Genomic DNA, 13,621 nt, shown 5'->3' on the forward strand with positions numbered 1-13,621 from the left:
GTAGCAGGTATATTGGAAATGAATATCCAATATTGCAGGTATTAACATGAATAATCTTCGAAGACTGGACCTCAACCTGCTGGTCACACTGGATGTCCTCCTTTCGGAACACAATGTGACCCGTGCGGCACAGCGTCTGAACTTCTCCCAACCATCGGTAAGCGTTCATCTCGCCAGGCTGCGGGACATTTTCGGAGACCCTCTGTTGCTGCCGGGGCCACGAGGAATGAGGCCCACCGCGAGGGCCGATGAGTTGCGCGAACCTTTGCGACAGGCACTTGATGCACTTGAGCGCGCGGTGTCGCCCGCAAGCCCTTTTGATCCAGCCGAGGCGAGTCATACGTGGCGTGTTGCCGCTGCCGACTATGGCGAATCGACGATCGTGCTGCCAGCTCTGATCGGACTTCGTTCGGCTGCGCCGGGTGCCCGGCTGGCGGTCCTTGAACTTGTTCCGTCACGCATAGCGAGGCAAGCGGAACAGGGGGAGATTGATCTTGCTTTTCACACCAGCGAGGGGGCTCCGTCCGGCTTGCGTCGCCGGGCGCTTTTTACGGAGCGCTATGTTCTGGCGGGCCGCGCGGGTCACCCGCGCCTGAAAAGACGACCCACGCTTTCGCAATTCTGCGAACTCGATCACGTGATCGTGTCGACGGATGGCGGCGGCTTTAGCGGTATCACGGATGAAGTGCTGTCAGAGGCCGGCCTGACGCGTCGGGTGGTGCTTTCCGTTCCGCACTTCCTGTTCATGATGTCGGTCCTCGCGAGCACAGACCTCGTGGCGATGGTACCTTCGCGCCTGGTCCGCGACACCAGCATGCTGCGGGTCGTCGAGCCACCTGTCGAGGTACCCGGCTACGAGATGGCCATGCTCTGGCATGAGCGCTCCCATCGCGACCCCGCGCATCAATGGCTGCGTGAGTACATCGCAGATTCGGTGTGATCCGTGCACAATGTGCGCATCCCTCCGTCTTCTATCGGCATAGTCGCGTCTGACCGCCGGGACGCGTTCAGGCGCAGCAGGCAGCGCCGGGTTGACCGGGGACGCGCTGTAAAACGGATGCCGCCACACGTATCGGGAATAGTCGTTATGACTGCATTGAGCCCTGCTGACGCGCTCACATACCCCGGATCTCTCCTTTCCGCGGACGGGCTTCTCGTGGCTTCGTATGATCTCGAGGAGGGCGGTGACGAAATTGAAGGATATCGCGCAGCCGCTCATCACCCGCGAATCCTGAACGCAAGCGCGTGTCCTTTCACGATTGATTACCGCGCGGCGTCCGCCATCCACGTCCTCAACGGGATGGGCGTGACGCTCGGCGACTCGATCATCGGGCTCACGGCGATTTCGGCCATAAAGAGCGCATTCCCCGATCTACGGTTCTCGCTATACCGGCCAGCCCGCGCACCGGAATACGTGCAGGAACTCTATGCCCTGGCAGGCGACCTGCTGTCGAACATCATCACGCTGCCGTGCTCTCACCATGAGCTCCCCGATGAGGCAACCGTGATCGATGTCGGCAATCACCTTTTCTGGCCGGACTTCACGACGCTGCCGATGATCGATTTTTTTCTGGGTGCGCTTGGCGTCGACGCGTCCGGCGTTCAGCCTCAAGAGAAGGCGAACCAGTGGCTCGCGGATATATCGCTGCCTGCCGTTCCCCGCAAGTGGCAGAATCAGCCCTACGTATTGCTTTGTTCAACGGCGAGCACACCGGTACGGAGCATTCCTCAACACATTCGCGCCGATCTCGTTGAACGGCTGATAGAACGATACGATCTCCCGGTGCTCGGCTTTGGGCCGGTGAATCACGCTCGATATATCGACGTGCTGCCCGAGTCGAGAGACACGGCTCACTTCCTCGCACTGGTTCGAGGCGCGCGCTTCGTGATGACTTGCGACACGGCCGCCGTTCACGTCGCAGCAGGCTTCAATGTTCCAACGACAGCGTTCTTTACGACGATCGCGCCAGAGCTGCGCGTGCGCGACTACCCGGCGTGCCACGCGGTCAAGCTCGAGTTGCCGCAGTTGCGCGGCATCCATGCGAGCAATCGGGACCGGGATATTGCGATGGTCGAGCAGGCTTTCAGCGCCGTGATCCGCGAGGCGCTTCCTCTGCCTGACCTGGCTTAGGCGATGGCGCGTGAGCAACGCGACCAGATAGCCATTTACACCCAGCCTGCAGATCACGCGGGTCGCCCGCCCGCGACAATGTAACCAGGCCGATCGCGCGGATGCACGCACCGATGCTGCGCAGGGAAGTGGCGGCGCGTGCGCGGCAGGCAACGTTCGGCGGAATCATGGCGCGTTACCGTTGCACTTGAAGCCGCGTCACGCGACGGACGTGTCGCAGCGGCATTCGTCTGATGAGGGTGCGTTGATGAGTACGCTAGCCGGTTTGACACGTCGCCATCGGGGCTGGGCCATCGGAATGGCGGCGACGTTACTCATAGCGGGTGCGCACGCAAGACCTGCGTGCCCGGAGCTTGTGACGACACCTGCCGGGAGTGTATTCAACGTGGCCGCGCTGATCGCGGACAACGGCTCGCCGGAAGCGGGGCTCGCCAAAATACGCTCAGCATTGGCAAAAATCGATGCAGGTGGCGGCTGCCGCATCTTCAGCGATATCGCCGCGTGCGAAGAGACCGTCGCGCTCGCGAAAAGGACGGCGGCCGCGCTGGAGAAATGCGCGGCGCCCGTTCCGCGCAACGGGCACGCTCAAACGAATGACACGAAACGGCCTGCGGAGGAAACAGAGAATGATCTGACTCCGCGCCAATAGCGGATTGCAGGCGTGTCCGCCTGCGCTTCAGTCACTTTGTGCGTTCCCACACGACCTTCGCCGACCCATATCCAAAGCTACCCGGCGTGACATAGGTTAATCGGGTGCCTACCAGCGTGAACGGCCGCTGCTGGACGTCGCCGTCCCAATTCGGAAATGTGCTTCTTTGAATGTGAAAAACAATCACGTGTCCGGCAGGGTCGACTGTGTAGGTTCCGAAATGCGCGACGTTACCCTCGACGATTTTCTGGTTCATCTCGGATGTTCCCGACAGGCGGCTACCCGATGTGAACTTTGGCAGATCGGCACGAACCCCGACCAGAACATAGTGGCCGTCGCTGCCAAATATCAGTTGCCCCTCAGGATGGGGGCCCAGCAATTCCATGTCGCTTCCACTCCTCGACACGGTCAACGAGACCAGTGACCACGATCCGACAATGTCCGCTGCTGTCTGGGCGAGCACATCGGGTGACGAGAAACAGAGTGCAACGACGACCATTGCCCAGGCAGGCAAGATTTTGAATATGGATCGCATGGTGGTCTCCAGCACGTGGGAGCATATTGGGCCGCGCAGGGCGGGTGAGTGGATCGTATTCTTGTGATGCCACTGCGAATGCCGCCGGCCTCTTCAATCAGGTGGTCAAGGCACAGACGTCGCAGCGTTGGTGTGGCCGATGCCTGGATGAAATGCGTACATAACTGCTTGAAAGCCGAGATGTCGTTGTGGTGTTTCACCAGCGCGACACGCAGACCTTCCATCGCGAACAGGCGCGCCGCCGTGCACCCGGCGAGACCGGCACCGGCGACGATGACGTCAAAACTGTCACCCACCGGCGCGCTCACCGGCAGTGCTTCGCCATCGGTGACTCTGGTGCTCTTCACGCTGGCCCCTGCTCGAAGTGAAATCGGCACGGAAAGAGAACTGCATTTCAGCAATCAGTATATGCGGCAGTTGTTGCGTGAACTACCGTCACCGTGGGCGCGCTGCTATCGATAGACGAACGACGGAGGGCGATCGCGAATGCACAACGGCGGTTAGTTGCCGACGGTGCCTGGCGACACCCAGTCTTCGACGGGAATACGCGGTAGTTCGACGATGTCGGACGTCCATGCGTATGAGCTCGCGTGCATGCGACTCACCCGATGAAGCTTCGGCGCGTCGATCCGGCATCGCGCGGCATCGATCACGGCGTCGGTCCCGCGTCCAGCCGTACCGGATGACCATGAGATGAGCTTCGCTGAAAAAAGTGCTATTCGTTAGAGGAACGCGCAAGATGGCGGCAGTGGCCGTGCGACGCTGCGAGCCGGATGAGGAGCTTTCCATGACGAACCGACGTGTGCGATTGACTCAGTCGCTAGTCATTCTTCTCGGTGTTTTGCTGGTCGATCTCATTGCGGGCACGTCGGTCGTGGCACAGGCAGCGCGACCGATCCGGATTGGCGTGCCTGCGGCGATCCAGCTACAGGTTGGCCGCGACGCCGTGGACGCCGTGCAGATGGCGATCGACGAGATCAACACGAAGGGTGGCGTACTCGGCCGGAAACTGGAAATGGTCGTTGCCGATGAAACGGAAAACCCGGAACAAGGCATCAGCGCGATCCGGAAGCTAACCGCCGATGACAAGGTCGATGTACTGATCGGTGGTTATTCGAGCGGCGTGGCGCTTGCGGAAATGCCGCACGTCGCGCAGTCGAAGACGATCTATCTCGGCATCGGCGCCGCTTCGCCCTCGATCACGGCGAAAGTGAAGAGCGACTACGCCAGCTACAAATATTTCTTCCGCGTGAATCCCGTCAACTCCATACACCTGGCAGAGGGCCTCGTCGATTTTGTCGCTGGGACACTCAAAGGCGAGCTGGCGTATTCCCGCGTCGCCATCGTCGGAGAAAACGCCAGATGGGCGCAGGACATCGTGCCGACCCTGAAGACGGGCATCGCCGCGGCCGGAATCGAAGTGCGCATGACCGAATTATTCGACGCACAGACCACCGATTTTTCGCCACTGTTTTCCAAAGCCAGAGAGAGCGGCGCGCAATTCATGGTGGTTCTCCTGTCTCACACATCGAGCGATACCTTCGTGAAGCAGTGGTACGACGCGCGTGTCCCGCTGTTGATGGGTGGCATCGACACGAAGAGTCAGGATGCCGACTTCTACCAGCGGCTCGGTGGCAAATCGATCGGCGAGTTTACGACGGCTAGCGCGGTGCGCGCGCCGGTGACGCCCAAAACCATTCCGTTCTGGGATGCATTCCTCGGTCGCTACCATCGGGCGCCGGTGTACACCGCCCCGGGCGCGTACGATGCCACGTACATCTACGCCGAGGCCGTGGAGCGCGCCAGCAGCACGAGCGCTGAAGCGCTGATCCCGCAACTGGAGAAAACAGATCATGTGGGTGTTGTCGGACGCGTGACCTTCGACGAGGCGCACGATGTGCGCGCTGGCCCGGGATATGTGAATGTGCGGTTCTCGCAATGGCAGGACAACGGAACGCGCGCGATTGTGTGGCCGAAGGATTTGCGTACCGGAAGGTTGATCATGCCACCGTGGATGAGGCAGTAGCCGTTGCCGGCCGCCGTGACCGAAATCCTTATCTACGGGGCTGTGACCGGTTCCATCTACGCGATGCTCGCCGTGGGGTTCACGCTTGTCTTCGGGGTGGCGCGCACGCTAAATCTGGCGCACGGCTCGTTCTATGCTCTGGGCGCCTATGCGACGTACTTCCTGACCGCCCGTTTCAACATGCCACTGATTGTCGCGGCCCTGCTGGCAGTGCTCTTCGTCGCGGGTTTTGGTGTCAGTCTTGAGCGGATCTTGATCCGTCCGTTGCGCCATTCAGGTCTTGCCGTTCTGATGATCACGCTCGCGACGTCGCTGGTCGTGGAGCAACTGCTCTTTCTCGGCTTCGGTTCCGAGTACCGCAATGTGTCGGGTTTCGTCGCGGGCAAGGTGGCGATCGCCGGGGTGGACGTGAGCGCGCAGCGCCTGCTTGCTCTCGCCGTGAGTTGTGCGTTGCTGTCAATGTTGTGGGTCTTTATTCATGGAACCCGGTTGGGTTCAGCGATCCTCGCACTTTCTGGCGACAATGAAGCGGCCCAGTACATGGGCATCCCCGGCGACCGGGTCTTCGCGCTGGTGATGGGCATGTCGGCCGCGCTTGCGGCCATTGCGGGCGTGCTGGCCGCGCCATTTCTCACTGTGCAGCCGGGTATGGGTCTCCTGCCCATGGTCAAGGCTTTTTCCATCGTGATCGTCGGCGGGCTGGGGTCGATTCGAGGGAGCATTCTGGCAGCACTGATGCTGGGCTACGCCGAGACCATCGTTGCGTATGCATTCTCCGCTTCATGGACTGAACTGGTGTCCCTCGCCGCCGTGTTTCTCACGCTCATATTCAGGCCCGCTGGCATGTTCGGAAAGCCGACTTTCTGAGGAGATCAGTATGCTGAGGCGGCACGCGAACGCTGTGGGCGCGACCGGCGCCATCGTTGTACTGATCGTCCTGCCATTCATTTTCCCGAGCCGCTATTTTCTCGGCGTACTGACGCTTGGCGCGATCTACGGCATATGGGCCGCGAGCTGGGATTTCATGTCCGGCCTGACCGGCCGCGAAAATTTCGGTCACGCGCTGTTCATCGGCACCGGTGCCTATGCCGCGGGGTTTCTCAACACAGTCTGGCTCGCAAACCCGTGGCTCAGTCTGCCGGCCGCAGTCGCAGTCGCGGTGGCGTTCAGCGTGGCCGTGGGCGTGCCGACATTGCGCCTGAGCGGACCGTATTTTGCGTTAGCCACGCTCGCTGCTGCGGCGATCATGCAGCGCGTTACGCTGATCTTCTGGACATATACAGGCGGCGAAGATGGCATCCAGGGCATTGCTCCGCTGCTGCAGTCTCCGCTTGCGTTTTACTATCTGGCCCTGTTCTGTCTGGCAGCGGTCGTCGCCACATTGCTCGCGATCGCACGTTCGCGATGGGGATTGATCCTTCGGGCGATTCGCGGCGATGAAGCAGCCTGCCTCGCAAGCGGACACAGCACCACCTTCTACAAGATCGCCGCCTTCGCGATCAGCGCTGCGCCCGCTGGTCTCGGTGGAGCACTGTATGCGCACTATCAGTTGCAGGTCAGCCCGCAACTCTTTTCCGTGTTCGTTTCGGTTCTGATCATCACGATGGCGTACGTGGGCGGAATCGGCTCGATTTACGGCGCTGCAGGCGCCGCGATTTTGCTGACCGTTCTGACGGAGCTGTTACGCGGCGTAGGGGAGTTCCGGTTGCTTGCGTACAGCCTGGTGCTGATTTTCGTCGTATTCCTCAGACCAGACGGGCTCGTTGCCCCGCTTTGGCGGTCGATGCGCGGAGCCCGTGAATGACAGCGCTACTGGATGCGAAGGGATTGTGCAAAGGCTTCGGGGGTGTTCACGCGGTCAGGAATGTTTCCTTTGTCATCTCGACCGGCGAAATCACGGCGATCCTTGGTCCAAACGGGGCAGGCAAGACGACGCTATTCAATCTGCTGACCGGATTCATGACGGCCGACCGCGGCGAAGTCCACTTCAATGGAAGCCGTCTGACGGGATTGGCGCCCGACCGGATCGTCAACCTTGGCTGCGCCCGGACATTTCAGCTATGTCGCCCGTTTGCCGGGATGAGCGTCGAGGAGAACGTCATGGTCGGCTGTCTCGCGCCCAGAGTCCGCTGCAGGAAAATGCCACGCAGGCGTGCCCTGGAAATTATCGAGCGTGTCGGCCTCGAGGGCAAAGCATCGCTGCAGACGCATGCGTTGTCGCATGGCGATCTGCGTCGACTCGAAATCGCACGAGCACTCGCCACAGAGCCGCGTCTGCTGCTACTGGACGAGCCGTTCGCAGGTCTCGGTGCCAGCGAAGCCGGGAACCTGGCTGCATTGATCCATCAGTTGCATGGCAGTCACGAACTGACCGTGTTGATGATCGAGCACAGGTTGCGGGAACTGATGCAACTGGCGAGCCGTGTGATCGTCATGAATTTCGGCGAGATCATCGCGGACGGCGAGCCCGCTCGCGTGGTGCTGCAACCGCAGGTTGTCGCCGCTTATATCGGCACACCGGAGGATGCTTATGCCTCTGCTCGACGTACAGAATCTTGAGGTGCGGTACGGCAAAGCCGTCGTCCTCGAGCGCGTCTCGCTTCAGGTCGCCGCATGTGAACTGGTGGGCGTGATCGGTTCCAACGGGGCGGGCAAGACCACGCTGTTGCGTGCCATTTCCCGCGTGCTCGCGAGCACCGGCACCGTGAGGTTCGACGGAAAAGATCTGGCCGGCATGCCGGCGTACAAGGTGGTAGCAGAGGGCATCTGCCATTGCCCGGAGGGTCGGCATCTATTCCAGGAATTGACGGCAGAGAAGAACCTGCGACTCGGCGCTTACTTGCGGGCAGACCGTGGCGGGATCGAGTCCGACCTTGAACGTGTCTTTGGCCTCTTTCCAGCCTTGCGCGAAAGACGGTCGCAGCAGGCGGGGACGCTTTCGGGCGGCGAGCAGCAGATGGTGGCCGTTGGACGGGCATTGATGGGCAAACCGAAGCTGCTGGTGCTGGACGAGCCTTCGGTCGGTCTGGCACTCCGCCTGAAGGCAACAATCTTCAATGCCATCGATGACATCAGGCGCGCGGGGACGGCCGTTCTGCTGGTCGAGCAGGATGCACTTTCGACGCTCCGCATTGCCGATCGCGTCTACGTACTGGAACGGGGGCACATCGTGCGTGAGGGGACTGGCCGGGAGCTCCTGGACGATAGCGATATTCAGCGCTTCTATCTTGGGGTGTGATGTTCAATATAGAGCGTTGAGAAGCGGTCAATCTGATTTGGCATCCGCCGTCCCGGAACCTAGAATTCCCAGAGGAAGCGCAGTCACCGACGAGCGGGTCACGCGGCCTGATCCGCCATATCGTCCAGCAGCTGACAAAACTCCAGGCCAGAGACATCCGGAATGCTGCCTGACACCCGATACGCCCGCAGCGGCGGAGTCAACGTCGCATATCAAGTGCTCGGGAAAGGACCGCCTGACCTGGTGGTTGTGCCGGGCTGGGTGTCCAATATCGATCTCTCCTGGGAAGAACCTGCGTTCGCGCGGTTCCTGACCCGGCTCTCGTCCTTTTCGCGTGTGATCCTGTTCGACAAGCGAGGGACCGGGTTGTCCGATCGCGTCGCCGATATGCCGAGCCTCGAGGTACGGATGGACGATGTGTGGGCCGTCATGCGCGCAGTCGGATCAGAGGTCGCAGCGCTACTCGGGTACTCCGAAGGCGGGACCATGTGTGCGCTGTTTGCCGCGACGTACCCCGCTCGAACGTCGGCGCTCATCATGGCCGGCGCATTTCCACGCCGCAGATGGGCGCCTGACTACCCCTGGGGGCAAACCGATGCGCAGATCCAGCACGCGCTCGATCTGATTCAGCGCGAGTGGGGTGGGCCGGTCAATATCGATGCGCATGCTCCCAGCATGGCGCAAGACGAGCGATTCCGCCAATGGTGGGCCCGCAGGCTGCGGGCCAGTGCCAGCCCCGCGGCCGCCATGACGCTGCTGCGAATGAACGCGGAAATCGACATCAGGCATGTGCTGCCGAGTATCCGTGTACCTACGCTGATCCTCCACGGCGTACGTGATGGCGTAGTCGATCCCGGCACGGCGCGGTATCTGGCGTCACGAATACCCGGCGCGAAGCTCGTCGAACTGAATGGCGCCGATCACATTCCGTGGGGCGATAACGGCGATGCCATCCTCGACGAAGTGGAGGACTTCCTGACCGGTGTGCGGCACAGCCCTGAATATGATCGTGTACTGGCCACGATTCTTTTTACTGACATTGTAGGTTCCACCGATAAAGCCGTCAGCCTGGGGGATCGCCGCTGGAGCGACCTGCTTGAATGCCATCACGCTTCGGTCCGCCGCGAGCTTGAGCGATTCCGTGGCCGTGAGATCGGCACGACGGGAGACGGCTTTCTTGCCGCGTTTGACGGCCCGGCACGGGCTGTGCGCTGCGCCTGTGCCATTTCTGACAACATGCAGTCGCTTGGACTCGAGGTTCGGGCCGGGTTGCATACAGGAGAGTGCGAGGTCATGGGTGACGCCCTTGGCGGAATAGCCATCCATATCGGCGCGCGTGTCGCAGCCCTTGCTCAGCCGGGCGAAGTGCTGGTGTCGGCGACCGTAAAGGATCTGGTTGCAGGATCCGCGTTGTCATTTCATGACCGCGGAGTCCACGCTCTGAAGGGCGTTCCAGGTGACTGGCGGCTCTTTGCGGTAGAACGATAGACGATGGCGCGGCTGCGCGCCGACGTCGTAACGGAAGCAACGCTCGCTTATGCATGTTCTTTTCGTCGCGCCAGGTGGTCTGTTTCGCAACGGTGTCGCGCGTCTTCTCACCGACTTGGCCACCGGCGTGGAGGTGCGATGCGCCGACTACGCTACGCGCGCCTACGAACGCGGATCTCCTCTCGATCTGCTCGTGCTGGATGGCGACTCCATTCAGGAAGCGCTTGAAACAGCAACTGCGACGCGACGTATGCAACCGGCCTTGCCGATCGTCGCCGTGTTGACGACGATCGATTCGCAGACCGTCGCGGATTTCACTGCGGCTGGCGTGAGTGGCTGCGTCGGCAAATCGGAATCCGCGGATGCGCTCATGGATGCGCTGCGTCTGGCGCTTGCAGGCTGTCGATATCTGCCACAGGCATTGCATGCCTTTGAAACCAGCGTCGATTCTCCGGCCACACAAAAAACGCCTGTCCCCGATGCCGCGCCTCAAGCCAGTCCCTGCACGCTCACGCCTCGTCAGGTTGAAGTGTTAGCCCTCGCGGTGCGCGGAGAGTCCAATAAAGCGATTGCGCGGCGGCTTGATATTGCGGAAGGGACGGTAAAAGTACACTTGTACACGGTGTACAAGGCGCTCAAGGTCTGCAGCCGAAGCCAGGCGAGTATTGCCGCTGCGCGGTTGCCGGAAGTCGGCGAGGCACAGATTCATCACGCGCTGGACGGACAGCTTTCACTGCCACGACTGTTCGCCAGCATGACGCCCATTCGCTTCAAGGCTGGCGAGGTGCTGTTTCACAAGCATGCTCAGAGCGACGCGCTCTACTACGTTGTGCGCGGGACCGTCAGTCTGCAGGAGATCGGCATCGAAGTAGGGCCTGGCACGATGCTGGGCGAGATCGGTCTGTTTTCTCCCGACCATCGTCGCACGTGCACGGCGCGCTGCCAGAGCGACTGTGAACTGCTTTCAGCCTCGGCGGCGCACGCAATGCGCCTCTATTATCAGGACCCGGAGTTTGCAACGTACCTGATTCACCTCATCACCCGCAGGATGGGGGCCAACAACCTGCGGTCGAAGAACTGATATGGGCTGGCGACGGCCTTTCGCGTCAATCGGCCCTCGTGTCGCATCTGCCAGCCGGTGAAGCTTCAGTGGACTCAACGGCTCCCTCTGAAGAGTTTCTGCATCTGTGCTGCTTCACCGTCGGATTTCGAGTGGACCAGGTCTTGATAGACATCTGCGCGGCTTTTTCCATAAGGAACGGAAGCGCTGCCCGACATGGAGTGTGTGGAGAAGTCCGGACCCTCCGAATTGATCACGCTCTCCGACGTTAAGGAAGAGGGATTCGTGGCAGTCTCTGCCGCATTTGCCTGCCAGGTGGACATACAGATCGCTCCACCGATAATGACCAATGCTGTTTTCATGTGAGTCTCCTTGCGAAACATGGGCGCATGTACGTCCGCGCCAGAGGTCGTGCGAAAGCACGACCGAAGAGAACCAGATTTAACTTAGCGTACCGAATTAAAAAGTATCCGTCGCGACGATCCGGGGAAGGTGAAAGCCGGCTGGATGAAAACCAGTATGGCGCGCGGGCGCGCCTATTCCTATATCACTTTCGTGATAGACGCGCCCGCAATCCGCCTGATGCCGGGAACTTGTGCCGCAACGCAACCCGCACGGCCACCTGATTGCCCGTCGACGACGGCGCCTGTACGCCAGGAATAAACGCGTCGTCCAGAATCGAGTGTGTCGAGTCGCCCGTGACCTTCTGATATTCGCCCTGCACGTAGACGTCGGTGCGCTTTGAGAGGTTGTAGTCCGCCATCAAGCCGAACGAGTGAATCTTCGGCTTCACGTTACCGGTGGATGCATCGTAGTTTTCCATCGTGTACACGTACTGCGCGCCGACCAAACGCGAATGAGGCTGTTCCCTGGATAAACGTGATTTTTTCGAATGTTTGTCCCGCAAATTATTCGCTTGTGGCGATGTGTCGCGGGGAGAAAAATTCCGTCCATGCACCATCGGCATGAAGTTCATAGCCGACGGCAATGCGGCTAACGCGTTTTTTCGCACCACGCCTGTCAGGAGACAACCATGAGACTCGATCGCAATTTTGCTAACGGCCGGTTTATCGAACCGGCGAGTGACGAGCTCATCGCCGTCTACAACCCGGCCACCGAAGCGCTGATCGCCCACGTAACCGGCGCCACACAAGCCGAAGCCGTCGCAGCGGTCGACGTTGCCGCAGCAGCACAAAAAGGCTGGCGCAAACTGCCGTCGGCGGAGCGCGCGGTCTACCTGCACAAGCTCGCCGACGCGCTGACCGAATGCGCACCCGCTATCGGCGCGGCGCTCGCGCTGGAGTCGGGCAAGAGCCTCGCCGACGCCACGAACGAAGCAATCTACGCCGGCCAGATCACCCGCTATCACGCCGAATGGGCGCGCCGCATCGAAGGCGAAGTGATTCCGAGCGATACGCCCGACGAAAACCTGGTGCTGCATCGCGAGCCGATCGGCGTCGTCGCGTGCCTGATTCCGTTCAACTACCCGGTCTATACGTTCATGCGCAAGGTTGCGCCTGCGCTGATTGCCGGTAATACGGTGGTTGTCCGTCCGAGCAACAACACACCGACCTCCGCGTTCGAAATCGCGAAGGCGGTAGAGAAGGCCGGATTTCCGGCTGGCGTCGTGAACATTCTCGCGATGAATCATGCAACCGCCGAAGCGCTCTGCACCCATCCGGCGGTCGGCATGATCACGCTGACGGGCAGCGTCGGCGCAGGCCGCAAGGTGCTCGAATACTGCAAGGCGAATATCGCGAAGCCTTCGCTGGAACTGGGCGGCAAGACGCCCGCGATCATCGAGGCGGATGCTGACCTGGAGAAGGCGGCGCGCGATCTGGTTGCATCCAAAACTACCCATTGCGGCCAGCTTTGCACGGCGATCGAACGTGTCTACGTGCAGGAGAGCGTGCATGACCGTTTCGTCGCATTGCTGAAGAAGCACATGAGCGCCGTGGAGACGGGTGATCGCAGCGAGCAGCCGACGCTGATGGGGCCGCTCGTCAACGAAGCGTCACGCCAGTCGATTCACGCGATGGTCGAACGCGCTGTTGCTGCGGGCGCCACGGTCGAAACCGGCGGCAAGGTGCCGCAAGGGAAGGGTTTCTTCTATCCGCCTACGTTGCTGTCGAACTGCCGGCAGGACATGGAGATCATCCAGGAAGAAACCTTCGGTCCGATCATGCCGGTCGTCAGATACCGCACGCTCGACGAAGCGCTGGAAATGGCCAACGACCATCAGTTCGGCTTGTCGTCGGTGCTCTACACCGAGAACTACCGGAGCGCGATGAAGATCGCCAACGGCATCGAAGCGGGCGAGTTGTACGTGAACCGCACGCCGGCCGATCCGTATCAGGGGTTCCACGCGGGCTGGAAGCGTTCCGGCCTCGGCGGCGACGACGGCAAGCACGGCATGCTCGAATTCACGCAGACCCGCCTCGTGGTCATGAAGTACTGAAGCAGTACCGGCGCGCGTTGCAAACCTTAATGCGGC

General features: G+C 60.9%; 14 protein-coding genes and 1 pseudogene. 11 read left to right on the forward strand and 4 right to left on the reverse strand.

Translation table 11 applies throughout. The features are described 5' to 3' along the window. The first annotated feature begins 46 nt into the window (after positions 1 to 46). The 3 genes from P3T21_RS18890 (at position 47) to P3T21_RS18900 (ending at position 2,780) form a co-directional block, all read left to right on the forward strand. Complete coding sequence (locus P3T21_RS18890) at positions 47 to 940, forward strand: LysR family transcriptional regulator (protein WP_429257458.1); 894 nt, start codon at positions 47 to 49, stop codon at positions 938 to 940. Between the two features lie 147 nt (positions 941 to 1,087). Next, positions 1,088 to 2,131: a glycosyltransferase family 9 protein gene (locus P3T21_RS18895; protein ID WP_429257459.1), complete on the forward strand. Its 1,044-nt coding sequence runs from the start codon at positions 1,088 to 1,090 to the stop codon at positions 2,129 to 2,131. A gap of 385 nt (positions 2,132 to 2,516) precedes the next feature. Next, the gene (locus P3T21_RS18900) at positions 2,517 to 2,780 is read left to right on the forward strand and encodes a hypothetical protein (protein WP_429257460.1); all 264 of its coding nucleotides are present in this window, start codon (positions 2,517 to 2,519) and stop codon (positions 2,778 to 2,780) included. Positions 2,781 to 2,811: 31 nt separating this feature from the next. Here the strand turns inward: P3T21_RS18900 and P3T21_RS18905 are convergent, their stop codons facing one another. Further along, positions 2,812 to 3,165: a lipocalin-like domain-containing protein gene (locus P3T21_RS18905; protein ID WP_429257461.1), complete on the reverse strand. Its 354-nt coding sequence runs from the start codon at positions 3,163 to 3,165 to the stop codon at positions 2,812 to 2,814. Between the two features lie 23 nt (positions 3,166 to 3,188). Further along, complete coding sequence (locus P3T21_RS18910) at positions 3,189 to 3,662, reverse strand: FAD-dependent oxidoreductase (RefSeq protein WP_429257462.1); 474 nt, start codon at positions 3,660 to 3,662, stop codon at positions 3,189 to 3,191. A 440-nt stretch (positions 3,663 to 4,102) separates the two neighbouring features. On the opposite strand from P3T21_RS18910, the gene P3T21_RS18915 reads away from it, so the two are divergent. The 7 genes from P3T21_RS18915 to P3T21_RS18945 all read left to right on the forward strand — a co-directional run bounded on the left by P3T21_RS18915 (position 4,103) and on the right by P3T21_RS18945 (position 11,148). Next, a complete protein-coding gene (locus P3T21_RS18915; RefSeq protein ID WP_429257463.1) occupies positions 4,103 to 5,341 on the forward strand; it encodes an ABC transporter substrate-binding protein in 1,239 nt (412 codons plus the stop codon). A 3-nt stretch (positions 5,342 to 5,344) separates the two neighbouring features. Beyond that, entirely contained in the window at positions 5,345 to 6,208 is an 864-nt protein-coding gene (locus P3T21_RS18920; RefSeq protein ID WP_429257464.1) for a branched-chain amino acid ABC transporter permease, read from the forward strand. Between the two features lie 10 nt (positions 6,209 to 6,218). Beyond that, positions 6,219 to 7,145, forward strand: a complete 927-nt coding sequence (locus P3T21_RS18925; protein ID WP_429257465.1) for a branched-chain amino acid ABC transporter permease — start codon at positions 6,219 to 6,221, stop codon at positions 7,143 to 7,145. Continuing rightward, the gene (locus tag P3T21_RS18930) at positions 7,142 to 7,900 is read left to right on the forward strand and encodes an ABC transporter ATP-binding protein (RefSeq protein WP_429257466.1); all 759 of its coding nucleotides are present in this window, start codon (positions 7,142 to 7,144) and stop codon (positions 7,898 to 7,900) included. Before P3T21_RS18925 ends, P3T21_RS18930 begins: the two co-directional genes overlap by 4 nt. After that, positions 7,872 to 8,579 (forward strand): ABC transporter ATP-binding protein, encoded by a 708-nt coding sequence (locus P3T21_RS18935; RefSeq protein WP_429257467.1) that lies wholly within the window; start codon positions 7,872 to 7,874, stop codon positions 8,577 to 8,579. The genes P3T21_RS18930 and P3T21_RS18935 overlap by 29 nt, the downstream gene beginning before the upstream one ends. A gap of 162 nt (positions 8,580 to 8,741) precedes the next feature. Then, complete coding sequence (locus tag P3T21_RS18940) at positions 8,742 to 10,067, forward strand: adenylate/guanylate cyclase domain-containing protein (protein WP_429257468.1); 1,326 nt, start codon at positions 8,742 to 8,744, stop codon at positions 10,065 to 10,067. 262 nt (positions 10,068 to 10,329) lie between these two features. Continuing rightward, the gene (locus tag P3T21_RS18945; protein ID WP_429257469.1) at positions 10,330 to 11,148 is read left to right on the forward strand and encodes a LuxR C-terminal-related transcriptional regulator; all 819 of its coding nucleotides are present in this window, start codon (positions 10,330 to 10,332) and stop codon (positions 11,146 to 11,148) included. A 74-nt stretch (positions 11,149 to 11,222) separates the two neighbouring features. Here the strand turns inward: P3T21_RS18945 and P3T21_RS18950 are convergent, their stop codons facing one another. Together P3T21_RS18950 and P3T21_RS18955 are read right to left on the reverse strand one after the other, a co-directional pair. Beyond that, complete coding sequence (locus P3T21_RS18950) at positions 11,223 to 11,489, reverse strand: hypothetical protein (RefSeq protein WP_429257470.1); 267 nt, start codon at positions 11,487 to 11,489, stop codon at positions 11,223 to 11,225. 185 nt (positions 11,490 to 11,674) lie between these two features. Then, positions 11,675 to 11,974, reverse strand: a pseudogene (locus P3T21_RS18955) (porin); the annotation flags it as partial. A 186-nt stretch (positions 11,975 to 12,160) separates the two neighbouring features. On the opposite strand from P3T21_RS18955, the gene aldA reads away from it, so the two are divergent. Next, positions 12,161 to 13,585, forward strand: a complete 1,425-nt coding sequence (gene aldA / locus P3T21_RS18960) for an aldehyde dehydrogenase (protein WP_429257471.1) — start codon at positions 12,161 to 12,163, stop codon at positions 13,583 to 13,585. The last annotated feature ends 36 nt before the right edge of the window (positions 13,586 to 13,621 follow it).

It is taken from the genome of Paraburkholderia sp. GAS334 (genome assembly GCF_050436625.1).
Classification (GTDB): Bacteria; Pseudomonadota; Gammaproteobacteria; order Burkholderiales; family Burkholderiaceae; genus Paraburkholderia.